The 26,593-nt window shown below is 41.7% G+C and carries 23 protein-coding genes and 1 pseudogene; 3 read left to right on the top strand and 21 right to left on the bottom strand.

What is annotated here, in order from left to right; all coding sequences use genetic code 11:
- The 16 genes and pseudogenes from QTP81_RS15380 to QTP81_RS15305 all read right to left on the bottom strand — a co-directional run.
- A pseudogene (locus QTP81_RS15380) lies at positions 1-223 on the bottom strand (transposase); the annotation flags it as partial.
- 135 nt (positions 224-358) lie between these two features.
- Entirely contained in the window at positions 359-1,453 is a 1,095-nt protein-coding gene (gene rfbB, locus QTP81_RS15375) for a dTDP-glucose 4,6-dehydratase (RefSeq protein WP_289366703.1), read from the bottom strand.
- The gene (rfbD, locus tag QTP81_RS15370; protein WP_289366701.1) at positions 1,450-2,295 is read right to left on the bottom strand and encodes a dTDP-4-dehydrorhamnose reductase; all 846 of its coding nucleotides are present in this window, start codon (positions 2,293-2,295) and stop codon (positions 1,450-1,452) included. Before rfbD ends, rfbB begins: the two co-directional genes overlap by 4 nt.
- Before the next feature lie 5 nt (positions 2,296-2,300).
- On the bottom strand, positions 2,301-2,843 hold the full coding sequence (gene rfbC / locus QTP81_RS15365) for a dTDP-4-dehydrorhamnose 3,5-epimerase (RefSeq protein ID WP_289366698.1): 543 nt from the start codon (positions 2,841-2,843) through the stop codon (positions 2,301-2,303).
- Positions 2,843-3,718, bottom strand: coding sequence for a glucose-1-phosphate thymidylyltransferase RfbA (gene rfbA, locus QTP81_RS15360; RefSeq protein WP_289366697.1), 876 nt, complete (start codon positions 3,716-3,718; stop codon positions 2,843-2,845). The genes rfbC and rfbA overlap by 1 nt, the downstream gene beginning before the upstream one ends.
- 40 nt (positions 3,719-3,758) lie before the next feature.
- Positions 3,759-4,511, bottom strand: a complete 753-nt coding sequence (locus tag QTP81_RS15355; protein WP_289366695.1) for a WecB/TagA/CpsF family glycosyltransferase — start codon at positions 4,509-4,511, stop codon at positions 3,759-3,761.
- Positions 4,508-6,322 (bottom strand): heparinase II/III family protein, encoded by a 1,815-nt coding sequence (locus tag QTP81_RS15350; protein ID WP_289366693.1) that lies wholly within the window; start codon positions 6,320-6,322, stop codon positions 4,508-4,510. The genes QTP81_RS15355 and QTP81_RS15350 overlap by 4 nt, the downstream gene beginning before the upstream one ends.
- Positions 6,315-7,355, bottom strand: a complete 1,041-nt coding sequence (locus QTP81_RS15345) for a glycosyltransferase family 4 protein (protein ID WP_289366691.1) — start codon at positions 7,353-7,355, stop codon at positions 6,315-6,317. The genes QTP81_RS15350 and QTP81_RS15345 overlap by 8 nt, the downstream gene beginning before the upstream one ends.
- Positions 7,352-8,473: a glycosyltransferase family protein gene (locus tag QTP81_RS15340; RefSeq protein WP_289366690.1), complete on the bottom strand. Its 1,122-nt coding sequence runs from the start codon at positions 8,471-8,473 to the stop codon at positions 7,352-7,354. The genes QTP81_RS15345 and QTP81_RS15340 overlap by 4 nt, the downstream gene beginning before the upstream one ends.
- Positions 8,464-9,318 carry an O-antigen ligase family protein gene (locus QTP81_RS15335; RefSeq protein WP_289366687.1) on the bottom strand — a complete coding sequence of 285 codons (855 nt, stop codon included), beginning with the start codon at positions 9,316-9,318 and terminating at the stop codon, positions 8,464-8,466. The genes QTP81_RS15340 and QTP81_RS15335 overlap by 10 nt, the downstream gene beginning before the upstream one ends.
- Before the next feature lie 365 nt (positions 9,319-9,683).
- Positions 9,684-10,628 carry a glycosyltransferase family 2 protein gene (locus tag QTP81_RS15330; RefSeq protein ID WP_289366686.1) on the bottom strand — a complete coding sequence of 315 codons (945 nt, stop codon included), beginning with the start codon at positions 10,626-10,628 and terminating at the stop codon, positions 9,684-9,686.
- A 1-nt stretch (position 10,629) separates the two neighbouring features.
- Positions 10,630-12,066, bottom strand: coding sequence for a glycosyltransferase (locus QTP81_RS15325; RefSeq protein WP_289366684.1), 1,437 nt, complete (start codon positions 12,064-12,066; stop codon positions 10,630-10,632).
- Entirely contained in the window at positions 12,063-13,310 is a 1,248-nt protein-coding gene (locus QTP81_RS15320) for a protoporphyrinogen/coproporphyrinogen oxidase (RefSeq protein ID WP_289366682.1), read from the bottom strand. Before QTP81_RS15320 ends, QTP81_RS15325 begins: the two co-directional genes overlap by 4 nt.
- A gap of 3 nt (positions 13,311-13,313) precedes the next feature.
- On the bottom strand, positions 13,314-14,561 hold the full coding sequence (locus QTP81_RS15315; RefSeq protein ID WP_289366681.1) for an oligosaccharide flippase family protein: 1,248 nt from the start codon (positions 14,559-14,561) through the stop codon (positions 13,314-13,316).
- A 9-nt stretch (positions 14,562-14,570) separates the two neighbouring features.
- Positions 14,571-15,494 (bottom strand): Wzz/FepE/Etk N-terminal domain-containing protein, encoded by a 924-nt coding sequence (locus QTP81_RS15310; RefSeq protein ID WP_289366680.1) that lies wholly within the window; start codon positions 15,492-15,494, stop codon positions 14,571-14,573.
- Between the two features lie 154 nt (positions 15,495-15,648).
- Entirely contained in the window at positions 15,649-18,255 is a 2,607-nt protein-coding gene (locus tag QTP81_RS15305; protein WP_289366678.1) for an SLBB domain-containing protein, read from the bottom strand.
- Positions 18,256-18,598: 343 nt separating this feature from the next.
- Between QTP81_RS15305 and QTP81_RS15300 the strand changes: the two genes are divergently transcribed.
- Genes QTP81_RS15300 through galE form a run of 3 tightly spaced genes read left to right on the top strand, consistent with a single transcriptional unit; the run spans position 18,599 to position 21,420 of the window.
- Positions 18,599-20,104 (top strand): peptide MFS transporter, encoded by a 1,506-nt coding sequence (locus QTP81_RS15300; RefSeq protein WP_289366676.1) that lies wholly within the window; start codon positions 18,599-18,601, stop codon positions 20,102-20,104.
- Positions 20,105-20,404 (top strand): DUF6170 family protein, encoded by a 300-nt coding sequence (locus tag QTP81_RS15295; RefSeq protein ID WP_289366674.1) that lies wholly within the window; start codon positions 20,105-20,107, stop codon positions 20,402-20,404. It begins immediately after the preceding gene.
- Entirely contained in the window at positions 20,401-21,420 is a 1,020-nt protein-coding gene (gene galE / locus QTP81_RS15290; protein WP_289366672.1) for a UDP-glucose 4-epimerase GalE, read from the top strand. The genes QTP81_RS15295 and galE overlap by 4 nt, the downstream gene beginning before the upstream one ends.
- A 56-nt stretch (positions 21,421-21,476) precedes the next feature.
- Here the strand turns inward: galE and QTP81_RS15285 are convergent, their stop codons facing one another.
- Genes QTP81_RS15285 through QTP81_RS15265 form a run of 5 tightly spaced genes read right to left on the bottom strand, consistent with a single transcriptional unit; the run spans position 21,477 to position 26,593 of the window.
- Positions 21,477-22,262, bottom strand: coding sequence for an MlaA family lipoprotein (locus tag QTP81_RS15285; RefSeq protein WP_289366671.1), 786 nt, complete (start codon positions 22,260-22,262; stop codon positions 21,477-21,479).
- Complete coding sequence (gene ccmI, locus QTP81_RS15280; protein ID WP_289366669.1) at positions 22,259-23,521, bottom strand: c-type cytochrome biogenesis protein CcmI; 1,263 nt, start codon at positions 23,519-23,521, stop codon at positions 22,259-22,261. Before ccmI ends, QTP81_RS15285 begins: the two co-directional genes overlap by 4 nt.
- Positions 23,522-24,004, bottom strand: a complete 483-nt coding sequence (locus QTP81_RS15275; protein ID WP_289366668.1) for a cytochrome c-type biogenesis protein — start codon at positions 24,002-24,004, stop codon at positions 23,522-23,524. It lies immediately after the preceding gene.
- Complete coding sequence (locus QTP81_RS15270) at positions 23,997-24,596, bottom strand: redoxin family protein (protein WP_289366667.1); 600 nt, start codon at positions 24,594-24,596, stop codon at positions 23,997-23,999. Before QTP81_RS15270 ends, QTP81_RS15275 begins: the two co-directional genes overlap by 8 nt.
- Positions 24,596-26,593 (bottom strand): heme lyase CcmF/NrfE family subunit, encoded by a 1,998-nt coding sequence (locus QTP81_RS15265; RefSeq protein ID WP_289366666.1) that lies wholly within the window; start codon positions 26,591-26,593, stop codon positions 24,596-24,598. The genes QTP81_RS15270 and QTP81_RS15265 overlap by 1 nt, the downstream gene beginning before the upstream one ends.

Below are 26,593 nucleotides of genomic sequence, written 5' to 3'. Positions count from 1 at the left end.
TTAGGCTTAACTCTGCATACATTTGCTTCAGCCGACGATTCTCTTCTTCTAGCTCTTTGAGTCGCTTAACGTCTGATACTTCCATACCGCCGTACTTTTCTCGCTATTTATAAAAAGTCGACTGGCCTATGCCGTATTGACGGCAGATCTTCTGAACAGACAAACCAGCCTCTGCTTCTTTCAAAATCGCCAAAATCTGGCCTTCAGTTTTTCTTTTCGTCATCGCAAAACTCCTTTCAAATAGTTTAAAAGAAATTCTACGAGTAAGCTGTTTCATTTTAGGTGATAGTTGCACCATTGCTTCAATTTGACAGCCAAATACTCTCAGCGATATAGGTTTAATTGTGCAAATTCCCTTTTACTTATCTTGATAACTACCATCCAAAATAGCCGACCACCATGCGTCATTTTCGAGATACCATTTAACAGTTTTAACTATACCAGATTCGAATGTTTCTCTAGGACTATAAGACAATTCTCTATTAGTTTTAGTTGGATCAATAGCATATCTACGATCATGACCTGGCCTATCAGCGACAGATGTAATTAAGTCTGCAGACTTACCTTGTATGGCACTAACTGCCAATGGAAACTTACCGTGGAGTGTTTTGTCATTTTGAAATTCAAAGTCGATGGTTTCACATATTGTATTAACAATATTAATGTTTGTTTTTTCGTTATTGCCTCCAATATTATAATTTTCACCAACCTGACCTTTAGTTAGCACAAGATCTATTCCGTACGCATGGTCTTCAACATATAACCAGTCTCTTATTTGGAGACCATCACCATAAATTGGCAATGGTTTGTTCTGCAAAATATTGGTTATGACCAGAGGGATTAGCTTTTCTGGGAAATGATATGGTCCATAATTATTTGAACAATTAGACGTCGTAACTTTTAGTCCGTACGTATGGAAAAATGAACGTACCAAATGATCAGATGCCGCTTTACTGGCCGAATATGGTGAATTGGGCGCATATGGGGTATTTTCAGTAAATGGGGGATCATCGCTTGCAAGGGTCCCATAAACCTCGTCGGTCGAAACATGATGAAATCGATGATCTAGCGGCTGTACTCCTGCTGATCGACGTTTGTCTATCCAAACATTCTTAGCGGCTTTCAATAATGAATAAGTTCCAAGTATATTCGTCTTAATAAACTCATCAGGGCCCGAAATTGAGCGGTCTACATGTGACTCTGCAGCAAAATGAACAATACAATCAATTGCATAATCTTCCAATAGCCTTTCAACTAAATCAATATCACCAATGTCGCCATGAACAAATTGATAATTTGCATGGCTCGTAATACTTTCCAAGTTGTGTTTATTTCCAGCATAAGTTAGTGCATCCAAAACTATAACACTAGATTGAGGGTGATTTTTAAGCCAATAGTGTACGAAATTAGCTCCTATAAAGCCGGCACCACCAGTAACTAATATAGATTTCACACCATACTCTCCATAACTATCTCCAATTGCTTTCTCCAATGATTGGGTAAAATATCTGCAAAGTCGCGTTTTAATGATTCTTTGTCCAAAACACTGAAGTTTGGTCGCGGTGATTTTGTTGGAAAGTCCTCGCTTCTAATTGGAATTACCTGACAATGTGTTGAGAACAAACCTAAACGAAGACCTATTTCTTGAATAGCGATAGCAAAGTCGTACCAGCTAGCAACTCCGTAATCACTCCAATGATGAATACCTTTCACACTATTAAATGCAGCATGTGAGCAAGCTCTTGCCAAACCACCTGCCCATGTAGGAGAACCAATTTGATCACAAACTACAGATATTGAATCGCGAGTTTGCATAAGCTTAATCATCGTCTTCAAAAAGTTATTGCCAACTGTGGAATAAACCCAAGACGTTCTAATAACACAGTTTTGAGAGCTTCTCATAACGGCGGTCTCAGCCAACGCCTTACTTTTTCCATAAACACCTAGCGGAGATACTGCCGAGCTAGGTAAATACGGAGTTGATGCCTCTCCAGAAAATACATAGTCTGTTGAAACATGCACTAATTTAGTGTGGTTACGCGAGCAAGCCTCTACAAGCAATGATGGAAGTTCTAAGTTTACTTTATACGCCTCTTGCTCAGATTCTTCAGCTGCATCGACTGCAGTGTATGCAGCAGCATTAATGATCACATCTGCGTTGTAATCAACGACACGCTTAACAAGACCACTGTCGATATTCCCAACCTCAACAGTCCCCCATTTCTCAAATTCGGGTAAGATGTTGTGTAGTTCTGTTGCGAGCTGACCGGATTTCCCAATAATTAGTCCTTTCATTAAATTTACATCCTTGGAGCGTCAATAAAATTTTGCCCTTGCTTATCCTTATCTGACAAATGTATCTCACTGTCTGATAAAGGCCACTTTATGCCTAATACGGGGTCATTGTATTTTATCGATACCTCTGAGCATGGATCGTAATAGTCGGTGCATTTATACACAAACTCAGCTACATCTGATAAAACTAAAAAGCCATGTGCAAAACCAGCAGGTACCCACAATTGACGATGATTTTGAGCAGAGAGGTGAATACCATACCACTGGCTAAAAGTAGGTGAATCTTGTCGCATATCTATTACAACATCATACACCTCACCTTGAGTTACTCGAACTAACTTACCTTGAGTATGCTTGGTCTGATAATGCATACCCCGTAAAATGCCTTTTTTTGATTTGCTGTGATTATCCTGAACAAAATCCACATTTTCGCAATGGGATTTAAACCAATCTTCCCGAAAAGTCTCAAGAAAAAAACCTCTAGAATCGCCAAACACCTTAGGTTCAATAACTTTTACACCCAATAGGTTTGTATCAATACATTTCATTAAAACACTCTTTCATTAGTTAACTTGAGTAAATATTCGCCATAACCGCTTTTCATCAGTGGCTTAGCTAACCTTTTCAAGTCTTCTGATGTTAACCACTTATTCCTAAATGCTACTTCCTCAGGACAGTTTACTTTCAGCCCTTGGCGTTTATCTAACGTAGAAATAAAATGTGAGGCAGCTAACAAGTCATCATGAGTCCCAGTATCCAACCAAGCGGTTCCTCGCCCCATTACTTCGACTCTCAAGTTTCCACTTCTTAAATAGCAATCGATAACGTCAGTTATTTCCAATTCGCCTCTAGCAGATGGTTTAATTGATTTTGCAATTTCAACAACATTACTATCAAAAAAATACACGCCTGGTACCGCATAATTTGACTTCGGATTTACAGGTTTTTCTTCTATAGAAACCGCCAAACCCGCTGAATCAAATTCTACAACGCCATACGAGCAAGGGTTAGCTACATGATAACCGAATACGGTCCCACCCTCGGTTATAGAAGCCGCACGTCTTAGAGATTTAATTAAATCATGGCCGTAGAAAATATTATCACCTAGCACTAGGGCCGCGCTTTGCCCCGCTAAAAACTCTTCAGCTAAGATAAATGCCTGAGCTAACCCATCGGGACTTGGTTGAATTTTGTACTCGATTGAAATGCCGAATTTTTTACCATCACCGAGCAGAGCTCTAAATCGCTCTTGCTCATATTCAGTAGTTATTAGTAATATCTCATTTATTCCAGCCTGCATTAATGTGGCTAATGGGTAATAGATCATTGGCTTATCATAGACAGGCATTAGCTGCTTAGATACAACTTGAGTTAGAGGAAATAACCGCGTGCCACTTCCACCTGCAAGAATTATTCCTTTCATAAATGATTCTTCCGTCGTTGATATTTGCAATTATAAACACTCATTGATTACGGCCAATTTTTTCATTGTTTAAACTGACTTTTATTCGACCGATTAATACATAGTATAAATACTTCACTAGGTTAACTTGCCTGAAAATTCGAGAAGGTTGGCTTAAAAGGCGATAAGCCCACTCTAACCCCGCTTTTTGCCACAAAGCTGGAGCCCTTTTAACTGTACCCGAAAAGACATCAAATGAGCCACCAACTCCCATAAAATAACCAGTAACTCCTTGTTCAATGAGTGTTTGAATAAGTTTTTCTTGTCTAGGTGAGCCCATTGCAACACAAATTAAATCAGGCTTTTTTAATAGCAAGTCTTCTATTAAGACTCCCATATCTATGTTAAAACCATCCACGGAGCCACAAATCTCCACGGAAAAATCTTCGATTAGTTTGCTTCTCGTTTTATCCAAAACCTCAGGTCTGGCACCGATAAGGTAGACACTCTTGTCATGGCACGCAGATAAACGCATTAAAGTTTCCCAAAGGTCATAACCGGGAACTCTAGAAACTTTCTTGGGAGAAGCGTTGGATAACAATTTCGATACACCGATTCCATCAGGGTAAGCTGCAGAAAAACTGAGTAATAAGTTTCGAATCTCATTTTCTCTTAAATACATAATGACCTTTTCTGGATTTAATGCGACAGCCGAAAAAGTCGATTCAGCCTCAAGTTGAAGGATGTATTGAGCTAGTTCCTCCACACTTGCGGGAGCTAGTACAGGCAAGTCATTTAGGTAAAAGGTTTTCATTTATCATCCATAACAAGCTTAATAAATTTTTCTTCAAAATTTTTGTATTCATAACTTTGACCAAGATTAAATTCACTTATAACTAGTTGATTCGGTAAGAAGTTTGTTGATAAAAGAGAACACTCCGACAAATCTAAATACCGTGTCGAATATTCTGTGTCATATTGAGAAGGAGAAATATTGTTGCTCTCCTCAATACCACCGTGCAACTTTGCCGTTACGCCACCTATCACCGCTGACTCCTTCGAAATATAAGTAAAGTCTTTACTTGGGAAGTACCACCGTAATTGTGCAGAGTTCTGGAGTTCTGACTTCACAAAATCAAAAACAATCAAATTTGAAGCATTAACAAAAAAACCGCGATAATGAATACTTTCAAATCGAGATAAGTATCCATTATGTTTCATGACATAGAAAGCATAGTCCGACGCAGTTTCCTCAAAAAGTAAATCTGATCGCACATTAGATTCCCACATAAATCTGCCACTTGCTGAACTTTGGCTAGCACAATCAATCGTAACTGTGTTGTGGGCTTGCGTTGAGCGATAATAATCACGACGCTTATCGTCAATATTGTAACTGTAAGTTCCTTTGTCTATAGCTATCATTTTCGTATCTGCTTCGAAAACGATAGACAAAGCATCCGCGTGACCATGTCCATATGAAGGAGGCATGCCAAGCTCAGTGGCAAATGCCCATACCTTCAATCTAGGAAACTGACAATTGATAACTCCAGAATCTGGAAAAACTTTTGTCACATTCATAGACTTAAGGGGTTTTAAGCTACGGAAATAAGCTGACAGTGCGAAGCCATCGTCTGAGTCTCCATATCCTATAAGTTCGTCTGAACTGTTTAAGAGATGCGACAAGAAAATCGCAACTTGCTGAAGCCTTAATTGAACCTGCACATTATCGTTCAAAACACAAAAAGTTGAAGCTAAATCATGAATAAACATTAGATACCAAGAAGTCTCTTCTATGCCTGAACCGTCTTCACGAGTTTGTCGAAGGAACTCTTTACTAAATAGGTTTGCATATTTATCTCGGCGCTTCAGGTTTGTATTCTTCAATAATAAGCTTTCACTCATGAATAACGAAAGGCTCTCTACTAACGTATGATTTCCACTAGATGAAAATAAAGACAAATGCCTTTTAATGTAGTCTGAATGAGATTTAATGATTTGAAGAGCGACCACAACTAAATCGTTAAACTTGTCTAAACCAAATCTGGAATCAAGAATCGCAAGCGTGTACAACAGGCTTATGATTCGGTGACCGCATTCCATAGAAGAAACATAATGAGGGCCAATAAACATCGTGTTACTTAGCTTCCAAGAGTCTAATTGCAAGCCAATTGTACTTTTAACTTCAGCAACGTCATGGCAACACAAACTCAGAGGCAAAAAATGCTGAAAGCGCGATGCTTCCCAAACCACTCTAATATCTCTGCCTTCAGCTCGATAATCAATTTTCTGGTAAGGAATTAGTGGCCACTTGAAACGAGTCTTTGGACATATGTTCCAAGCTTCAGGAATACTCAAATCAATTTCCTCGCCATAAAGAGCAAGCTTGTTAGCCTTCAAAAGTCGTTCATTAGATTCAGTGAGTTTAAACTCCATACTTTCAACATGAGTTACCAACACATTGAGTCTTACTAAATCTAATTCACTACTATCGACGTTGTAGTCAACGAATTTCTTGTTTTTAGCAACGTGTAGCGAAAGTGAAATAAATGAAAATGCTCTATAAATGACCTCCATAAGAGTCATCTTTTTGAGCCTATTAAAATACCAGAAGAGTCGTTTATTCATAAAAATCTTCAAACAGTCTCTTAAAAAGCGCTTGTGGATGTGCCTCACGTTTCACATATGCCGGATTAAATTCACAAATCGACTTATACTTCTTGCTATCACTTATTAATAGCTGGACTGCTTGTGCTATATGAGCTGGGGATTTAGAAGGGACTATAAAGCCACATTCAGGCTCTTTCAAAAAGTCTTTAATCCCACCTGCATCACACGAAATAACTGGTAAAGAAAAGTGCATGGCTTCCAAAATAGCAATAGGTAAACCTTCTCCATAATATGTGGGCAGTACAAATATGTGAGCATGTTCGAATAAACTATTTTTTGCTTGTCCTTGAACGTTTCCATGAAATCTAATACTGGAGTAATTAGCATATTTGGATTTTAACGACTTTAGCGCTGGCCCAGCGCCTGCTACATCAAGATCGATGTCAAGGCCAGTATCTCTTAGTTGGAGTGTTGCTGATATTGCATCCTCAATTCCTTTTTCATATTCCAAGCGAGACAAAAATAAGAGTTTCGTGTTACTTTTTGGGTTTAAAGCATTTCTACAAAGGTCTGTGGAAAGTATTGGCTGAAAAGTTGTCCGTTCTACATTTACTTTTAAATGCGGACACCATTTGTTAATACGTTGCTTAAACTCGTTGGATAAAACATATACTTGGTCAACTCGTCCAAAGAAAAGTAAAAACAACTTAAGGAGTTTTCTTTCTAGTTTCTCTTCAAACTGTTTATTCCAGCCATGGAAGAAAACAATAGTTTTTTTGCCAAGCAGCCGACAAACCAACGAGTAAATTCCATCCCTAATAAAACTTTTTTTCTGCAAAGATGGATTTAAAAAAACGATATCTGCGGAGAAGAACAGCCTCAAAAAACCAATCAAATCCCCCACTGCCCCAAGCAAATTCGTACTACCGACTTGATGGTTGATAACATTGACTTTTTTAACTTCGCTCCGCACAGAAAACAAACAATTCCAAAAAGTACTCACACCTCCAGGTACTGAAAGTTTAGGGGTTACAACTAAAATTGTTTTCATTCATTCCCTCGATATATATCAACGTACTTTTTTGCAACCTCTCTAATAGAAAAAAGGCTCCTTGACTTTTCTGAAAGGGATAAACGCTCAGTTTCACTCAGCGGAGATACTTCGCAACCACCGTCTTTAAAACTTATAAAACTTGCATCGAGAAGCTCTTTTGAATAACGATTTAGTTCCCAAACATTGCCGTCAGAAATTATAGGTAGCCCTGTGCACCAGTACTCGATCGACTTTATAGGTAAGGCTACATTATTAACCACATGGTCATCCCGTAAAATAAATCCTGCGTCCGCTGCACACAAATACCTGGCCACATGATTGTAAGGAACAAAAGCGGATATTACATTTTTCGAGTCATAAGTCTGTTTTGACAACATAATTAAACGGAAATTGTTTTTCTCGCAAAACTGAATTACGCTGCTTTCGTTTTGCCATTGCTGACCACTTCCGGTGATCATAATCAACACCGTCTCGCCAGCAGGAATATTCAACTCTTTTCTCACTGACTCCCTAATTTCTGACGAAAACTCAAACTGGTCGCTTACTACACATGGCACTACATGGAAATCTACTATATTAGATTTCGAAAAATCTGCTTTGACTTTAGCGAGTAGTGATTCTGTCACTGCAGTGATGCTGACTCGAGCATGTTTTAAGTGCTTGGTCGCAATGTGAGACATTGAACGATCGTATAGGTTTACTCTTAACCATTTCAGAAAAGAGTGTTGCTTACTGAAACCTTTTAACTCTTCTTTAAAAAGTCCTCTAACATCAATCACAACTCTATTATTAAACTTGTACAGCTCAATTATTTTAGCTACCCATGCGCCCAATAAATCAGTCCTGCAATGAATAACCGTATCGGAACTTATTAGCGGTATTAGGCTATTCTCGATGGAACGCTGCATTAAGGTGCAAAAAACTGGAAGAACGGGGTACCGCTCAAAAAAGCAAACATCAATCTTTTCGTTTAATTCAACGTCACCTAAATCTGACTTTCCGATTAACAAGTCGATTTTGCGTATCTGTGTATCTTTAGAAAGTTGATTAAGGAGAGTTAGTGACTGCGAAACAAACGCACTATCAATCCCAAAACCAATATAAACTAAGTGCATTCTTTTAATTGTCCTCGTTTGACTAGTGAAGTCACTAAAGCGAAAAAGAAAATCAAATTATTGGTAATAAGGTCACCAGAAAAAAAAGCATTTATACCAAAAAAGAGCGCTGAAAATGAACAAAAGCTACTCAGTAAATCTTTCGACAATATACAATTCAGGACTATCATTACATAAATCACGATCAATAAAATGACAGCGAAAATACCGTTTTCATAAAGTACTTCTGCAAAGATATTATGTGGATAATCTCTTATATCCATTTTTAAATTTGAATAACCGAATGAGCCCGTCCCATTTCCGATCAAGAAAGCCTTAAGCTCAATGTTATCGGTGGCCCTAGATCCTTGATAGGCCCGATCTCCAACTGCTGACTCAACATCTAAAAACCTAGATTCAATGTAAGCCGCTTGAGAATCCGTAAGGCCCGGTACGACTTTCACCCCAGCAACTAATAAAAATGTTGCGCCAAAAATTCCTATTGATAAAACGGAAAACTTCAAGACCTTACTCAAATTGCTTTTAAAAAACAAAATTAGAAAGCATATGACTAACGCTAAAATTGGAGTTTTAGTGCCAGAAAAAAACAAATATACCGAAGAGCAAACAAAAAGAATTAATAGAAACGTTCTGAAAGTGTTCAACCAAATATGATTTGAAATCAAGGGGCGCCAAGCTGGGTAAACAATAAAAATCAATAAAATTGAATAAGCCATGTATCGCGCAATTGAAATAGGGTTAAATGCGTTACCAGCATCATTCCAGCCAAGCCTAAATCTTGTTCCAATTTGCAGAAACAACTGTGCGAATGACCCATAGTCCAAATACAGTTGAACAGCGTACAAGGCAAATGACGCCAACAGGCATATAAGAAGAAAGTTTAGTTTCATCTTGAAAGGTATAAAGAGACTGTATGCTAACAAGATCGTAAGCAACATGGAGATTACTTTACTAAGGCCATATTGCGGTGCAATGGACCAAAAAAGCGATATGCATAGAATGACCGTAAATGAAAATACGCAGAAAGACTCGAAGTTAACAACAAGTGGCATTTTTTTTGAGTAGAATAGTGACAAGCAAATGGCAACAACCATGAGCGCAAAATTTGGAACCAATCCAAATATTGATCCACCAAACTTCTGAAACATAAACGCTGAAAACACTAAAACCGCAAAAGCGTGTAGGATGAACTGAAATGATATTCTCATCTTTATTTAAAAATTATAGCCTTCGCAAACTTGATGTAGTTACGAGGTGAAAAAAATATTTTTTTCTTCAACCTTGGATCACTTTGAGCAATTCTCTTTGAAAGCTCTAAAGCTAATTTATAGTTTCTTTGCTGTAGGTAGTGAATAATGTAAGTCACGGTGCGATTAGCTTGCGTATCTGCTATCCAAGCGTTAGTTATATTTTCCCCAAGGTGCTCATTTGCAAGATCTCTGAGTTGTTTTATTGCTAATACATTGCCAACTAGCTTTTCCGCTTCAGACGGGAATGAATCGTTTTCGGAATGGACGCGCCAAGCACCACCAAATTGATTTAAAAAGTAGACCTTGTGACCCAATATCAACCCCAATATCGACAAAGTATCACACCCCAAGCAATCATAAGTATAAAAGTGACGATTTATCGCCTTCTCACGATTGAACAAAGAGGACAAATGATAGAAGTTAACACCTAGTTTTCTCTTGTTCTGGAATAATTCTGTTCCATCAATGAGTCGTTCTTCGGACAAACCACAAATTCGCTCCTCACAACGATCTTCATATTCTAGATACTTGTATTCTTTGCCAAAAACATAGGCCACTTCTGGATGCTTCAAAACGATTTCGATACAATTAGATATGAAGCTAGGATTTACTAAGAAATCATCTCCATCTAAGTTTAATACCCAATCTCCGCGGCATTTAAACCTAAGAGAGTCGTGATAATTTCTCACTCTTCCCAAACGAGGATTATTCCTGTAGTAAGTTATAACCCCATCAGCTATAAAATCAGCCAAAGCATCTTCAGTTTCGCCACTCTCGCTATCATCCGACACGATAATTTCAATATTCTTATAGTCTTGTTCACATGCAGATTCTACGGCTTTTCTAATATATTCATGCTGCATGTAGGTCGGGATTATTAAGCTGACTAGCGGTAAAGATGACATGTTAATCTTTCTCAACTAACTCTGAATAAAGTTTTAGCAACTCAACCGTATTTTCTTGAATACTTTTTGTTTCGGGTATGTTCATTGAAAACTTCTGTAACAGCTCGGGTTCACTTATTATTGCCGCTAACTTTTCACGAAGCGACGTTACACTCTCTCCTTCATAGATAAGCCCATTTACACCATCTTTCACAAAATCTGAAAACCCCCCAATACTTGGTGCGATAATTGGCAAGCCAGAATTAAAGCTCTCAAAAATAGTCTGTGGTGCAGTGTCAGCGCATAATGAAGGTAGCACAGATAAATCAATCGAATTGGTTATCCCAATTAACTCAGAAGGCTTGTAGCGACCATGAATGGTAATAGAATCATGGTTATCAACATCGAACGCCTCATCCAACGCGAGCTTGTAACTCGGACTAAACCCACCAAATATCTCTAACGAGCTTCTGGATTGATACTCGGCAGACAATCCTAAGTATGCTTCGATTAATTGATGAACGCCTTTATAAAAGCTTACTCCGCCGATATACCCAATTTTTATGTTACTTGGGTCAATCTGCTTATCATGCTTTATTTTGTTCCCAGCAATCGCACTGCCTATATGCTGGACAATAATTTTTTCAGAATAGACACCATATTTAACCAAATGTGCCTTTACATCTGACGAAACTCCGATAATTACGTCAGTATTGTTTAAAGCCTCGATATTTGAAGACAAGCGCTTGCTAAGCTGCTCGTATAACTTTTTATTCTCAGCATTAGTCGGAAATTTCGACTCGCCAAATTGTAAGCGCTGCGCTTTGTTTACCGCATTTGTTTTTGTAAATTTAGCTTTTTGCCTTCTTACCGCTCCTATGAGTCCAGGCAAGTTCCGCTCCATATGGAAAACGGTTTTCCGATGGAAAGAACTGTAGTTCTCCATTCTTTGCTCAATACAATGTGTACATTTACTTAAGTTCGATGGGCCTTCACAAACTCTATTGTTAAAGTCCACCATGACTCTTTTGGGGCAAAGCGCCCAATATTCATGGACACTGTAGACGACTTTCGCCCCCTCTCGCTTTGCTATGTTAATAATGTTGGAAGAGAATCCAATGTTTTCATTGATATGGACAACATCGGGCTTAAACATCTGAATGAAACTTTCAAATGCCCTGTCGTTTTTCTTGGACGCAATGTCTAGAGCCAAATTTTCATAATTTTGATCCAAGTTCGCACTGTTGATTAACTTGAAGACATTCTCAAATAGTTGCTCTGTATCAGGCACTATCTGTGTTTTTGCGTAAAACGTGTAATCTGGCTTAACTCTTGAAGAACTATATAGATAAGCTACCTCGATAGATTTCTCTTTGCCAAGTTCCTGAAACAGCGGACGAGTGTAATTGCAGACTCCGCCAACAATCGCTGGGTTATCACCTATAATTAGAATTTTCATGAGCTTGCTCTTAAAGATTCGACCAACTGCTTCGCTTCTATTATGTTGTCTTCAATCGAACAGTATGTCCATGCACCGTAACGCCCAATACTATAGATAGAGTTTTCGTTAAGTCTTTTCATTGCTACAGCTTTTGCAGCTTCACTATCTTTAGAAATGTGGACATACGCAGGGTCCATAATCAAAAAGTGGTGACTTACTAGCTTCTGGCTAGTAATTACCCCTGCTTTTCGCAAGTCTTCAAGCACTGTGCTCAAAAGTTCTTCTTCGGAGAAGTCTTGTTTATCTGTCGGCATTCCTATCTCAACATATAAGCTCATGCGATCTGAACCGAATATGTTGTCATAAAATCCAATTCTGTAAAAAGAGATTGATTTATCCGGGAAATAAATCCAATGACTATTATGCTCACTCCCTGAATCAAAGCCTAAATTGAATACAGCCACCTTGTTTGAACTATAAGGAGTAAGATCATGTTCCGGTAGTGCCAGAGGTAAAAGTCTATTTAGTGGCATTGTGCTGATCAAATTGTCAAACTCTAGTGTTTCACCGGTATTTAACGTGACCGTTTTCGAAGCCATATCGATTCCGACAACACGAGTATTCATTCTGATTTTTTCTTCAGGAACGTCTTTTGCGATAGCTTTTACATACTCCATCGCGCCGAACTCTGGGTACACGAAAACATTATTATAAGACTCGGTATTATTCTCTTTAAAGTTTTTAACTATCTCTTCTGGATCAGCATACGGAAAAAAGCGGCCCATCGCATCTTTGTCTAGACGATTCATTGGGCACGCGTATAGTTTCTCATTGTATGGAAGTAAGAATTTGTCGCATATTGACTTGCCAAACTTTGACAAAAGCATAGCTTCAAAACTTTCATCAACAGGCTTAGAGTCACGGTTGAATAAGTCATAAAGACAGTCAATAAACTCCGACTTTTCTAGTTGATGGATATTCTTTTGAAAAGGAAAATCAATCAATTGCTCGTTATAGTAGATATGCGTAATTTTCTGAACTTCTAAAATGGTTTGTGGTTCGATCCTTTCAAATACAAAGTCCTTTATATCTCTATTTTTAAAATGGAAAAAATGTCCCGAGTAATCCCAAACAAAGCCATCTTGTTTTATAGTTTTACAATATCCACCTAGTTCAGAGTCTTGCTCCAAAATTAGATAATCATTCTCTGTAAAATTAGCATAACTCAGGCCGGTTATACCGCCACCAATTATTAAGTCCATATGTCAACCTGCTAAAAGATTTTTGCCACTCCTAAAATAGAATATCGTGGCAATTAAAGTGAAAAAATAAATCAAAAAATACGTAAAAAAGGTCGTATACGCAGCTGCAATTGCACCAAAAGTAGGAATTGTATAAATATTAAGCGCGATGTTTACTGCGGCCGAAAAAGTAAGAATACCAAATGTTATGTGTTCTTTCCCTGCTCGATACAAAACTCCAATCGAAATTTGACTCAATACATTTAAGTATAAACCCATAGTTATAGGTAGAATAAACATCGCAGCAATAGCGTATTCATTATTAATTAAACGAATTAAAGGCTCAGTTATTAAGTAAAAAAATGTAAAAACTACTACTGACAAGCACAAACCTATTGATTGTAATTTCCTAAATAAAGATTTTAACTTATCAATTTCCATTACAACTGCACTAGAGTACCAAAAGAAAGTAACAGCCATTGACAACCCTGAGACAATACTTGCTAGTGAAAATGCAAAGCCATATTCCGCCAAAGTCGACTTCCCAATGAGTCTTTCAATAATAATAAAATCAGCATTCTGGATAATTAAAAGTGCATAAACTGACGGCATTAAATAAACAGCCGTTCTTATAAGAGATTTAAAAGTAGAGGGCTCAAATGTGATTTTCCAAGGAAAGTCATTCCTTAGCAATTTATGCAACCAGGTGCCGACAAGTATGTAAGCCAGAACAGTTAGCATAACAACCGCTTGAGGTTCTCTCTCTGTAGAAAAAAACAAATAGGCAACAATAATCACGAGCGAGCCATACTCAATAAGAAACTGTGAGAACAATACATACTTGTTTCGTTGATATACTTGAAAGACGAATATGCTAGTTTTATTTAAACATTTAGCTAACGTTAATAAGCTCACACAAATGACCAGCACTCTTGTTTCAAAAGCAGCTTTGCTGAAAAAAATAAAGCTAATAACAGCGAAAATACATACAGTGCCTATAGTGAGGGCAAATGTCTGAATTGTACCGATAATTGGGAGTGGGTCGCGTGACTGTAATATATATTTATTGGAAGAATCAGGCAGGCTTAAGAGTAGCACTCCAGCTAGTAAGGAACTAAGTGATAGCCAATAAGTAATACTACCAACTTCCTCTTTGCTAAGAAAGTTTACTAATAGTGGAAGATATATTAAACCTTTAAATCTAATTAGAACATTTAAAAAAGCTCCTTGAAGGAACTTCAATAACAAAGACTTACTGCTAGTATCGATCATCTCACTTTTTCAACTAAGCTTTTTTCTGTAATCAATCAAGATTATGATGAAAGCAATAACTAAAGAAGCACCAACGAAAACAGACAAACACAATATTGCACGACTGGGTCCCACTTTTTTCTCTGGGACAAATGCTGGATCTATTACTTTAAAAACATAATCTTCTTTTACATTCGTCAGCATTAAAGTACGCTTTTGTTCTTCGAGTAATTGATAGATTATTTGCTGTACGCTATTAATACTTGTGTTTTCTAACTCGCTCTCTAAATACTCCGACGTGCGAATTGCAACTTCCATATCTCGACGTTTGGTTTCAGTGTTTATTTTTTTGAGAATCTTATTTACCCATTCTTTTGCGACATAAGGAGAAATGTAATTGATCGAAACTGTGACTAAGCCTGTTTCTTTATCCTCCTGAACACTATATAAATCGCGAAAAATTTCTAAAGCTTCTGATTTTGATGGTTTAGGCTTTCGAGGGAAACTTACCTCTCTGAGCCAGGTATCAGTGTTTGGATCATAAACATTCTCATCAATTTCAAGCTTGTTTAGCTCTGCATTCCACGTCGTAACCGCAAAGAGGTGGACATACAAGTTTTGTTCGTCAATAAAAGATTCTAGGAACCGCCGTGAATTCATAATTGCTAACACGCTTTTCGTTTGGCTTGAGCTAGCGTTTAAATTAATCCCTGCCAAACTCGCCAAGCCTCCAAATTGGTTTGCGATTGCTGATAACCCACCCTCGCCACCAACATTTACTGGTTCAAGGACTGCCTCTGAACGATATATATTCGGTAGTTGTAATGCTGCATAGACTGTTATTCCACTTACAATAAGCATGATCACAATTATGGCAATTTTCTTGGCCCACAATGCACTCAATGCATCAAGCAAAGTGTATTCGTCAGTATTTGCCAGTTCATTGTCACTCATAATTTGTCCTTTGTTTTTTTCCGCACGAAATGCACGCTAATAAGGCCTTTTCTTTCACAAACCAATTAAATATTGGGTTCAGATGGGCACTATGTTGGCATTATATTATGTGCTTAAGGCGTACTGATATTTTATAAAATCGTGCTTATTTGAACTAAAAACTATTAATAGCAGCAACCGCTATCGCTGCCTGATAAGCAATCTGAGTAACCGCTTGCCACAACCCTAAGTTGTCGTAATTGGTTACATCTCTTGGCACAACAATGGTATCGCCCGGCTCGAGGACTACACTGGTTTCACCGTTAAACCAAAAATCACTAGAAGGCACTTCAACTGAACCATTGGCTTTCACGATATACACGCTAGAAGCATCTGCATATGTTTTGTAACCGCCAGTCATCTCAATGTAATCTTCAAGCCCATAGTCACTATTAAAGCTCAAGGTAGTCGGCACATAAACTTCACCAATTACCGAGATGGCAGGCGTGATGTTAGGCAAATAAACCACATCGCCATCTTTAAGTTCGATATTTGCATTGCTGCGTTGCGCTAATGCAGCGGGTAAGTCAATCACCATGCGACCAACGGGTTCTACAGCAGTTAGGTCATTCAGTATGTCCTGCGCAATGGTGTAATCAATCGCAACCGTGTATTGGCTTGCATTGAGATTAGAGTTAATCACTTGCTCGCGAATTTGTTGAACTGAGCGGTCGATATTTTGTCGCTCACGCTCACGCAGTTCTTCACGGGTGAAAATGGCCGCATTGAGTGTGGCTTTTTCAGTAACCCCACCAGCACGCGCAATTAAATCGGCCAGTGTTTCGCCCTTACTGATTTGATAAACACCGGGGAATTTAAACTCACCAACCAATTCAACACGGTTACTCTCAAACCAATCAGGGGTGCGCAGAATATTGAGTTTGTCTTTAGCGCTTACATAAATCACGTCACTCGAATCCACGCTGGTGCCACTTAATGGATCAAAAACGATATGCTTTATTTGCACACCTTCGCTGGTAACAAAGGTGCGCGATAACTCAGCTTCTACCGTGTAAGCAGAATCTAACAGTCCGCCGGCCGCTTCGATTAAGTGTTTAACCGTTGAGCCTTGCGAAATAGGGTAAACTCCAGGGAATCGAACCTGCCCCGTCACTTCAGCCAAATTCACCTGGGCTTCCTCATTCGCTTCAAGCTTTAGGCGAGCCACAACGGGCGCAAGAAGCTCACGGCGCGAAAAATTTTGTGTCGCCTTTAAAATCAACTGTTTCTCAGTAAACGCTGAACGCTCTAGCTCAAGCAGGTAATCTTCAACCCGCTCATCGCCTTGAGCAGCTTGCAGGCCACCAGACGTCGCTGATGCTTCGTTACCTCTTGCGTCATTACCGCCGAATCGATTGAACAAAATGACCGAGTCGAACGGTTGCAAATCCAAATCAAAACGACCGTTGATGACGTCTGTTGGTTTAAATTGAACAACGCTCGTTTTCACATCGAACTTGGCTTTACGAACCACGAGTGCGTAGCTTAAATCGGTTGAACTGAGCAGTGTTGCTTCAGATACAATATTACTCAAGGCTAACGAAGAGGAATGTTGAACCAGTCCCGGATTGTTAACCGCGCCTACCACCAATACTGCGTTATTAAACTCGGCAGTACTCGCAGGCACGTTCACGAAGTCACCGTTAGCTAACTCGAAACGACCGGCTTGATTTCGGATGGTGGTGTCAACGGTATTGACCTTAAGGCCCTGACTCGTACTGCGAGCGATTTGGATGTTTGACTGCTCAGCACTGGGTAATAATCCTCCAGCTAAACTCAGCAGGTCTTGTAAATTCTCATCGCCTTTAATCTCATAAATTGCTGGGCGTCTGACTTCACCATCGATACTTACAACCGTTTTCACCGGCGGAATAAACAATACATCGCCTTGTTGCAAACGCACATCAGCAGAGGTATCCCCAAATACAAGTAAATCGTACAAGTCGAATTGCGCAACGGTTTTACCTGAGCGCTTTAACTCAATGTTGCGCAATGAGCCGATATTACTCACGCCACCACTGTTAAACAAAGCCGTTGTAACAGTCGCAAGTGAGCTTACGGTATATGCGCCTGGCCGGAACGCTTCACCAACGATAAATACTTGTATAGTGCGCAGCTGCCCCATAGTGATATGCGGCGATACGCCTATCATTTGCTCTGAATACTTGTCGGTGAGTTGCTGCTTGAGTTCTTGATAGGTAGAGCCCGCTGCTACCATTGGGCCTAACTCGGGTACTTCAACAAAGCCTTCGTTGCTGACGGACAATTCAAACTGGTCGCTGACTTTACCAAACAAGCGAACATTAACACTGTCACCAGGACCTAGTACGTAGTCAGAGGGAACCGGTGTATTGGCGGAAGGGGAAAAACGCTCTGCTGCATCGGTAAAAATGTTATAGCCGAAGGGCTTAAGTTTTGCTGATTGCTGTTTAGCGGAACTTTGCTGAGAGAGTTCTTCGGCAACCGCTGCTTCGTCAACCACCCGCTCGACAACATCGACAGGCTCTCTCATTTCTTGACTTTGACCTTTACCACCGACATTAAGCGCTGCATCAATATCACTGATATCAATACCCATCTGTCTGGCCAACGCGACCTGTTGCGCGCGCGGCAATTGTTTAAACTGTTCAATCTGAGCGGGAGATGGCGTGAAGCCCTGACTTGCTGCACTAAAACTAGTGATCAGCAAAATAGCGAATAAAAATCTCAATGTACGCGGCATATAACATCCATGGCAATAACTGTTTCCCCGCAGCAAATTGCGGACCTACAAAACGACGCGCATGATAACCTATTTTAACGCGATCACCAACGCCGTTTGGTGTTTAAACCACCCATTCGCTCAATCCACATTTACGCTTAACAAGACATTCACAAATAGGCTGCATATTGTTGCTATTGCAGTGTTCTGCTGAGTAAGCCGACTTGTGTTAATGGGCAGTGTTTGATACAACCTTTTAAACTTTTCGGCCAGTTCGCATTCAATCTTGAGCTAACCGGTCCGCTTTTCAGCATTCAGCAACGCTGCACGCTACGTATAACTAGAAATATAAACCGAGCAAACAATGACAGATAAAACTAACCTCGATACCAGTTTCTTTGGCCACCCCGGCGGCCTGCAAACACTCTTTTTTACAGAAATGTGGGAACGTATGAGCTACTACGGCATGCGCGCTCTACTAGTCCTGTTTATGACCGCCAGTTTGCAGGAGGAAGGGTTAGCCTTCACTGTTGCAACGGCCACAGCAATCTACGGCCTCTACACCGGCGCCGTCTACTTTATGGGGTTACCTGGCGGCTGGATGGCTGACCGCTTGATTGGTGGTCAAAATGCCGTTTGGTATGGCGGTATCATTATAATGATGGGCCATATCGTACTAGCAATACCCAGCACCCAAACATTTTTTATCGGCTTAATTTTAGTCGTTTTAGGTACGGGTTTGTTGAAGCCAAACATTGGCGCAATGGTCGGAATGCTTTACAGCGATGAAGATAAACGTCGAGACAGTGGCTATACCCTTTACTATATGGGTATCAACATTGGTTCGGTGATTGGTTATATCGTGTGTGGCTACCTTGCCACCAACATGGGTTATCACTATGCGTTTGGCGCTGCAGCCGTAGGTATGGCCATTGGCCTGATCCAGTACAAAATTACGCGTCCGAAGTTAGCCGGTGCAGCAGACGGCCCAACCGTCCACCTTTCGCCCAAAAATGCGCGCATGAGCTGGATGATTATTTACGGCTTCTTAGTTGGCTTAGCATTATTAACTTATGCGGTGACCACTGGCGCCATCATTATTGATGCCGTCGCCTTAGCAAAATATGTCGCCATCTTCTTTACTCTGGTATTTTTAGCGTACTATACCGCCATCTTTTTCTTCGGCAACCTAGACGGTAACGAAAAGAAGCGGCTTGGTGCATTGTTCTTAGTGTGTATCGCGTCTATTTGTTTTTGGGCGGGCTTCGAGCAGGCAGGTTCATCACTCAACTTGTTCGGGCGTGACTATACAGACAGAATGCTGGGTAACTTCGAAATCCCACCCGCGTGGTTCCAGTCTGCTAACTCGTTCTTCATCATCATTTTATCACCGTTTTTTGCTGCACTTTGGATCAACCTTGGTAAGCGTATGATGGATCCGTCCTACGGCTTTAAATGCGCGATTGGTTTAATCATTATGGCGACGGGCTTTATCGTTATGTTCTTCGCCGCTCAGATTGCAGCCAGTGGACTTAAAGTAGCGCCTTATTGGTTAGTAATGACTTACTTTTTACATACCGTTGGTGAATTGTGCTTGAGTCCGGTGGCATTGAGCGCAGTGAGCAAATTATCGCCGAAGCGCTTTGCCGGACAAATGATGGGTGTATTCGTTTTAACGTACTCGATTGGCAACGTAGTCGCGGGCCTACTGGCAGGTAATTTCGACCCAAGTCGCTTAGACGAAATGCCAGGCTTATATATGCAAATTAGTCTATTTAGTATTGCCATTGGTATAGTAATATTATTGTTATCAATGAAAACGCGCTTCTGGGAAAAACTCCCGCCGAGCGATCTAGCTAAAGCAGAGTAGATGAAATTTTATTTTTCCGCTAAACAAATCCCTCAATTGAGGGATTTGCCGTTAAGAGAGCGTATGATTGCGTTGGAAAACGCAGCGCTTAAAATGACAGTACCTGAGCGTTCCTTGCTGAACGTTTTGAAACTTCTCATCATTGTTCCGGTGTTTGTGTTCATCTTGCAAGCATCAGAAAATTGGATTGCCCTCCTCTGGGCGTTTTTGGTGTTTTTACTTTACCCGTTGTTTATCAAACCACTTCAATTCAGTTTAAGTGCTAAATATTTACCCAAAGAGGTTGTGCAAGACGAATGAAAACTATCTTAGTTACTGGCGGTGCGGGCTACATCGGAAGTCACACTGTACTTCAACTCCTTGAGCAAGATTATCATGTGATAGTGTTAGACAACTTGTCAAATGCGAGTGAGGAATCCTTGAACCGCGTTGCTCAGATCACGGGTAAAAGCGTTGTGTTTCAGCAGGGCGACATTCGCGACGAGCAAGTATTAAACACGCTCTTTAGCCAATATAAAGTCGAAGCAGTAATTCATTTTGCTGGCCTTAAGGCAGTTGGTGAGTCAGTTGAGCAGCCGCTTAAATACTACGAAAACAATGTGTTTGGTACGCTGCAGCTGTGCAAAAGTATGCAGGCTAATGGTGTAAAAAACTTAGTGTTTAGCTCATCTGCTACTGTTTACGGTGATCCGACTGAGTTGCCTCTGCATGAAAATTTACCAACTGGCCGCCCAACCAATCCCTATGGTCAATCAAAACTCATGGTTGAGCATGTACTCACAGATTTATACGCGTCAGATAAAGACTGGAATATTGTGTTACTGCGCTATTTCAATCCCGTTGGTGCGCATCCGTCAGGGTTAATTGGTGAAGACCCAACCGGTATACCCAATAACCTCATGCCCTTTATTACTCAGGTTGCCACCGGTAAACGCGACAAGCTCAGCGTATTCGGTGATGACTATGATACGCCAGATGGTACCGGCGTGCGTGATTATATCCACGTAGAAGATCTTGCTGATGGGCATTTGAAGGCGCTCAATAAACTCGCTGCCAACGCTGGCTTATGTACCTTCAACCTAGGTACCGGTCAAGGCTACAGCGTGCTGGAAATGGTCAAAGCGTTTGAACGTGAAAGTGGTCAAGCCGTACCCTATGCCATTGTACCGCGTCGCAGTGGTGATGTTGCTGCATGTTACGCCGATCCAACGCTGGCTAAACAAGAGCTAGGCTGGGAAGCCCATAAAGGTTTGGATGATATGTGTCGCGACTCTTGGCGATGGCAGTCGCAAAACCCCAATGGCTATCGCGACTAAGGTCAGTAGTTTATCACTCAGTAAAAGACATTAAAAAAGGGCCTTCAGGCCCTTTTTTAATAGTCGATATCGTCAAGCATATCTTCAAAGGCTTCGAAATCTTCTAGCTCATCTTCATCCAGCTGCTCTTCTTCCACCTCACCATCGTTTACTTGAAACGCCTTGTTTTGGAAGTAAGCACTCTTCACAAACGCATAAGAGTCTGCAGAGGCCTCAAGCTGCTGCTCTTGCTCCATAAACAACGCACGTGTCTCTAAGAGTTCTACAGACCAGCGCAACAGCGTCCAATTGCTATTGAGGTAGGTAGCAGGGAAGTATAGATTATCAACCACCTCTCCGGTTACACCGCGCACATCATTTGGCCCAGCAGCAGGGATCATTAAATACGGCCCATTGCCAATGCCCCATACCCCCATCACTTCATCAAAGTCTTCTTCCTGTCGCTCAACGCCTATCGCGCCGGCAACATCGATAGTGCCGGCTAAACCAACAGTGCTGTTGATGACAAACCGAAATGCACTGTCGAATGACTCTGCGGCTTTACCTTGCAGTAGGTTATTGACAAAATTAACCGGCTCTTCCAAATTCTGCGCGGCGTTTAGTAAACCTTTACGTGCAACCTCTGGCATCACTGTGACATAGCCTACGGTAATGGGGCGGAGGATATAAGCATCCAATACGTCGTAATTGAAATCCCAGACCGCGCGGTTAATTGGCTCCAGAGGATCACGCGGGTCGCCGGCATTCGCTTCAGCCTCGACCTGCTGGGAAGCTGAATTTGTTGCACAGCCGCCTAATCCTAGCGCCATAACAACCAGTAGCATTAAAAATCGTGTGTTCATTTGATTTCCTGATCAATTGTAATAGTTGCAGATCTTAATAGACCGGAGGATACCTGCATTTCCGACACTCCCTCTAACTCGCCATTTACAGCACTAACATCGCCATCCACCGACACTCTTGCGACTAAGCGTGCTTGTTCAACCTGAGCCAGCGTAAACGTTGGCAACATTGCGTTGTCGGTTGTTAGTTCTACAGTGACGGGTAACTCAGGCAATGGTATTTTTACTACTGCTGCTGGTACTTGCATTTGACTACCGGCATCTTGCGCAAATACAAACAAGAACCCAGAGCTTGGCAACTTCTGTTTTAGTTCTTCGCTAATTGCTACGGTTACGGAAAAGCCCGTCTTACCCTCTTGGTTGATTGGTTCCTCAGACTCATTGACACCTGCAATACCACGGAGTTCATCCAAGCGCGCCACAATGGTTTGATACATAGAACTCGTCGGATCCATCTTGTCTTTTATCTTAGCAAACAATTCTTCGGCTTCTACTAAATTACCGAGCTGTGCGGATACAACTGTAGCCATCAGCAATAAATTATCGTTTTGCGGTTGCTGTTCTAATTCAAACAACAATAGACCACGGGAGCGTTGTAGATTCTCATCGGTACCCGAGAGCATCAGCGCCTGGGCAAAACTCAACCGCACATTAGTATTTTCAGGTGCCAAACGGAACGCGCGTTCAAATGACTGTACCGATTGCTCAGAAAACCCAATGCTCATGTACAACCGCCCTAAGTTTAACCATGCTTGTTCGTCATCCGGCGTGTCTCGCAATCGCTGGCGAATTGCTAAAGCTAGCGATTGCAACTCCTGCGGCGTAATTTCAGCATTATCATTCATCACTGCAATTAGCTTATCGCTGAGCTCACTAACAGAATCCGTAGCGGCGACCAGCTGCTTAACCTCAGTGATGTGATTAGCGCGGTAATACACCGGCACAGCAATGCCTAAACTGATCACCAGACCGACAATAATGGCCGGAGTTGAGCGATTTTTTTGTTCAGTATCTGTAGCTTGACTCTCTTCAACCAACGCTAACTTTAGTTCGGTAACAGCTTGATCTTTGTCTTCTTCGCTGATCAAGCCTTCGGTCACTTCACGTTCGAGCTCCGCGAGGCGCTGTTTAACAATTTGTGCATTGCGCAGCTGATCGGCCTGACGTTGGTTACGCGCCCTAAGCCATGGCAGGCTAATGGTTAAAACGATTGCTCCAAGGAGCCCCGCAACAACAAAATAAAATAGGGGCCAGGTCATCTATTCCTCTCGTTTCAATAATTCATCAGCGCGTGCAAGTTTCTCTTCTAGATCGCTTGGCTCTTGAACCCGCTGTTTGCGGGTGATCATCACCAGCGCAAACACGGCGAACAACACTGGCAATAGCCATAGCCACATGGTGTAAGGCGTGACAGGCGGTTGGTAATGCACAAAATCACCATAACGCGATTTCATAAAATCCAAGACTTGTTGCTCATCATTGCCTTGCTGAATTAACTGATATACTTTGCGTCGCATATCGTGTGCAATCATGGCATCGGAATCGGCGATGTTCTGGTTTTGACACAGCGGGCACCTTAGCTCGGCTGTAAGGGTCAAAAACAACTGACGCTGCTGTTCATCGGCAAACTGGTAGTTTTCTTCTGCACCACTGTTGGCAGTCGACTCAGTGTTGACGTCCTGCTGAGCATAAGCCCAGCCCAGCGAGAGACTCAATAAAATTGCAAGCAACCATTTATTCATTGATCACCGCCGAGTTGTTTTCCGCTATTAATTGGTCATACACCGGCTTGATTTTATGTGTCCAGACGCGTTCATTGATGTCACCGATATGATGCAAGCGAATATGGCCTTTGCGATCGATCAAGAAGTGCTCTGGCGCTCCGGTTACACCAAGATCAAGAGAGTAGTCTCTAACTACATCAAATATTTGATATTGATAAGGGTTTCCCAATCGATTCAACATGCTGGTCACTTCGTTGCGCACGCGCGCCAACGTTTTAGTGCCGAAGTCGGGATCCAAATCTTGGTCGTAATACAAACCGACAAATTTCACCCCGTATTGCTCGCGCAATGCGGTCAGATAGGGCAGCTCAACCGCACAGGTCACACACCACACGCCCCAAACATTCAAAATGGTCACGTCACCCGTTAAGTCCTGTGGCGTGTAGATGCGGTTAGAATCATAGAGGTCAGGTAACTCAAACGGTGGCAGCGGCTTACCTAACGCCATCGAGTCACGCTCTCTTGGATCAGAAAACAGACCGAAACCCAAAAACACGATCATGACAACGAATAGGATCACAGGCAGCGCAAAGCGCAGGTTCTTACTCATTACGAAGCCTCCGCGGGTATAGCTGGCTCCGAGTGTCCAGCCTTGATTGACTTACGGGCGACTTTGCTCAAACGGTAACGCTTATCGGCGATAGAGATAGCACCACCAAGTGCCATAATAAACGCCCCCGCCCAAATCCAGACGACAAAAGGCTTGATATAAACGCGTACAGCCCATGCCTCACCTTCCAGTGGTTCACCTAAGGCGATGAACAAATCACGTGTAATCGTTGCATGAATACCCGCTTCGGTCATGGTTGTGCGTTGCACCGGATAAAAGCGTTTTTCTGGCTCCAAATGCACCACAAACTCGCCGTTTTTAAACACGTCAAAGACGCCTACGTCAGCTGAGTAGTTGGGGCCTTCAACCTGTTTAACCCCAGTAAAGAGAAAGTCATAGCCACCCAATTGCACAGTTTCTCCAGGTAGCATGCGCAAATCGCGTTCTTGCTCGTAATTACTGACTAAGGTAATACCGATCAACATAACGGCGAACCCTACATGACCGAGTACCATACCCCAGTGGCTGCGGGTGAGTTTCCCTAATGCTGCCCATTGACTGAGCTGACGCTGCGCGTTAACCCGTTGTAGAACCTCTTGCACTGTAGAAACCAAAATCCAAAAGCTGAGTAACAAGCCAAGCACTGCCATAAAGGTAGGTTGTTCGTAGTTAACGTTGATCAAGATTGCTGCACTCAAACTGATACCCAAGGCCACCAACATATGATTGCGCAGATCTTTTACCGGTTGACGCTTCCAGCGCGATAACGGCCCTAAGCTCAACATAAATACAAATGGCACAATAAGGACAACAAACATTTGGTTAAAGAAAGGCGCGCCCACCGAAATCGTTCCGAGGTTGAGCTCTTTGTGAACCAATGGCAACAACGTGCCTAATAGCACTACGATAGTGGCTGCGCATAACATCACGTTATTGCCAATTAATAAGACTTCACGTGAGAAGCTGTCGTACTTCCCGCGACTGCGCAATTCCCGCGCTCGCAGTGCGTAGAGCAATAAGCCAAAACCACTGAGCACAACCAAAATGCCCAATATAAACAACCCTCGCGCTGGATCACTGGCAAATGAGTGAACCGATACTATAACGCCAGAACGCACCAAAAACGTACCCAGCAGGCTGAGTGAGAATGCAGCGATTGCCAACAATACCGTCCAGGATTTAAACACTTTGCGTTTTTCAGTAACAGCCAAGCTATGCATTAGCGCGGTACCGACTAACCACGGCATAAATGACGCATTTTCTACTGGGTCCCAGAACCACCAGCCGCCCCAGCCAAGCTCGTAGTATGCCCACCAACTACCCAGTGCTATACCCAAGGTCAAAAATGCCCACGCGGAAATAACCCAAGGCCGCGACCAACGCGCCCAAGTGCTATCTAACTGGCCTGAAATCAGCGCAGCGATGGCAAAGGCAAATGCCACGGAAAAGCCAACATAGCCCATATACAGCATGGGGGGATGAATGATCATGCCGAAATCTTGCAGCAAGGGATTCAGGTCGCGCCCGTCTACGGGGAATAGCGGTAACAAACTCTCAAATGGATTTGAGGTCAGCAACATGAACAGGTAGAAACCGATAGATACCATGCCCAGAATTGAAAGCACACGCGCAACCATAGGTTGTGGTATACCTTTACTAAAGGTCGCCACTGCGATTATCCAACCGGATAGCATGAGAACCCAGAGTAAAAATGATCCTTCATGGCCGCCCCAAACCGCGGTGACTTTGTAGTAAATCGGCAGTAGGCTATTTGAGTGATGTGCAACGTAGGCAACACTGAAATCGTCAACAACAAATGCATAAGTCAAGCAGCCATATGCAATCGCAGTAAATATAAACAAGCTGACACCCAATGGCTTAGCCGTCGACATCAGTTTGACGTTGTTAGTTTGCGCGCCCCATAAAGGGTAGACGGCTAGCAGTATGGACAATACCAGCGCCAGTGTTAGGGCGATATTTCCTATTTCTGGGATCAT

The sequence above is a fragment of the Neoalteromonas arenosi genome (assembly GCF_030362855.1).
In the GTDB taxonomy this organism is placed as follows: domain Bacteria; phylum Pseudomonadota; class Gammaproteobacteria; order Enterobacterales; family Alteromonadaceae; genus Alteromonas_E; species Alteromonas_E arenosi.
Note: the sequence above shows the minus strand (reverse complement) of the source record. Positions and strands in the feature narration are given on the sequence as shown.

Excerpts from the sequence above, each read along its gene's own strand:
- rfbC (WP_289366698.1), bottom strand. The coding sequence starts at position 2,843 with ATGAAATGTATTGATACAAACCTATTGGGTGTAAAAGTTATTGAACCT.
- QTP81_RS15315 (WP_289366681.1), bottom strand. The coding sequence starts at position 14,561 with ATGATCGATACTAGCAGTAAGTCTTTGTTATTGAAGTTCCTTCAAGGA.
- QTP81_RS15310 (WP_289366680.1), bottom strand. The coding sequence starts at position 15,494 with ATGAGTGACAATGAACTGGCAAATACTGACGAATACACTTTGCTTGAT.
- ccmI (WP_289366669.1), bottom strand. The coding sequence starts at position 23,521 with ATGACCTGGCCCCTATTTTATTTTGTTGTTGCGGGGCTCCTTGGAGCA.
- rfbA (WP_289366697.1), bottom strand. The coding sequence starts at position 3,718 with ATGAAAGGAATAATTCTTGCAGGTGGAAGTGGCACGCGGTTATTTCCT.
- QTP81_RS15295 (WP_289366674.1), top strand. The coding sequence starts at position 20,105 with ATGAAATTTTATTTTTCCGCTAAACAAATCCCTCAATTGAGGGATTTG.
- QTP81_RS15355 (WP_289366695.1), bottom strand. The coding sequence starts at position 4,511 with ATGAAAACCTTTTACCTAAATGACTTGCCTGTACTAGCTCCCGCAAGT.
- QTP81_RS15345 (WP_289366691.1), bottom strand. The coding sequence starts at position 7,355 with ATGAAAACAATTTTAGTTGTAACCCCTAAACTTTCAGTACCTGGAGGT.
- QTP81_RS15330 (WP_289366686.1), bottom strand. The coding sequence starts at position 10,628 with ATGTCATCTTTACCGCTAGTCAGCTTAATAATCCCGACCTACATGCAG.
- rfbD (WP_289366701.1), bottom strand. The coding sequence starts at position 2,295 with ATGAAAGGACTAATTATTGGGAAATCCGGTCAGCTCGCAACAGAACTA.
- QTP81_RS15270 (WP_289366667.1), bottom strand. The coding sequence starts at position 24,596 with ATGAGTAAGAACCTGCGCTTTGCGCTGCCTGTGATCCTATTCGTTGTC.
- QTP81_RS15265 (WP_289366666.1), bottom strand. The coding sequence starts at position 26,593 with ATGATCCCAGAAATAGGAAATATCGCCCTAACACTGGCGCTGGTATTG.
- QTP81_RS15325 (WP_289366684.1), bottom strand. The coding sequence starts at position 12,066 with ATGAAAATTCTAATTATAGGTGATAACCCAGCGATTGTTGGCGGAGTC.
- QTP81_RS15305 (WP_289366678.1), bottom strand. The coding sequence starts at position 18,255 with ATGCCGCGTACATTGAGATTTTTATTCGCTATTTTGCTGATCACTAGT.
- QTP81_RS15340 (WP_289366690.1), bottom strand. The coding sequence starts at position 8,473 with ATGCACTTAGTTTATATTGGTTTTGGGATTGATAGTGCGTTTGTTTCG.
- QTP81_RS15300 (WP_289366676.1), top strand. The coding sequence starts at position 18,599 with ATGACAGATAAAACTAACCTCGATACCAGTTTCTTTGGCCACCCCGGC.
- QTP81_RS15320 (WP_289366682.1), bottom strand. The coding sequence starts at position 13,310 with ATGGACTTAATAATTGGTGGCGGTATAACCGGCCTGAGTTATGCTAAT.
- QTP81_RS15275 (WP_289366668.1), bottom strand. The coding sequence starts at position 24,004 with ATGAATAAATGGTTGCTTGCAATTTTATTGAGTCTCTCGCTGGGCTGG.
- QTP81_RS15350 (WP_289366693.1), bottom strand. The coding sequence starts at position 6,322 with ATGAATAAACGACTCTTCTGGTATTTTAATAGGCTCAAAAAGATGACT.
- QTP81_RS15285 (WP_289366671.1), bottom strand. The coding sequence starts at position 22,262 with ATGAACACACGATTTTTAATGCTACTGGTTGTTATGGCGCTAGGATTA.
- galE (WP_289366672.1), top strand. The coding sequence starts at position 20,401 with ATGAAAACTATCTTAGTTACTGGCGGTGCGGGCTACATCGGAAGTCAC.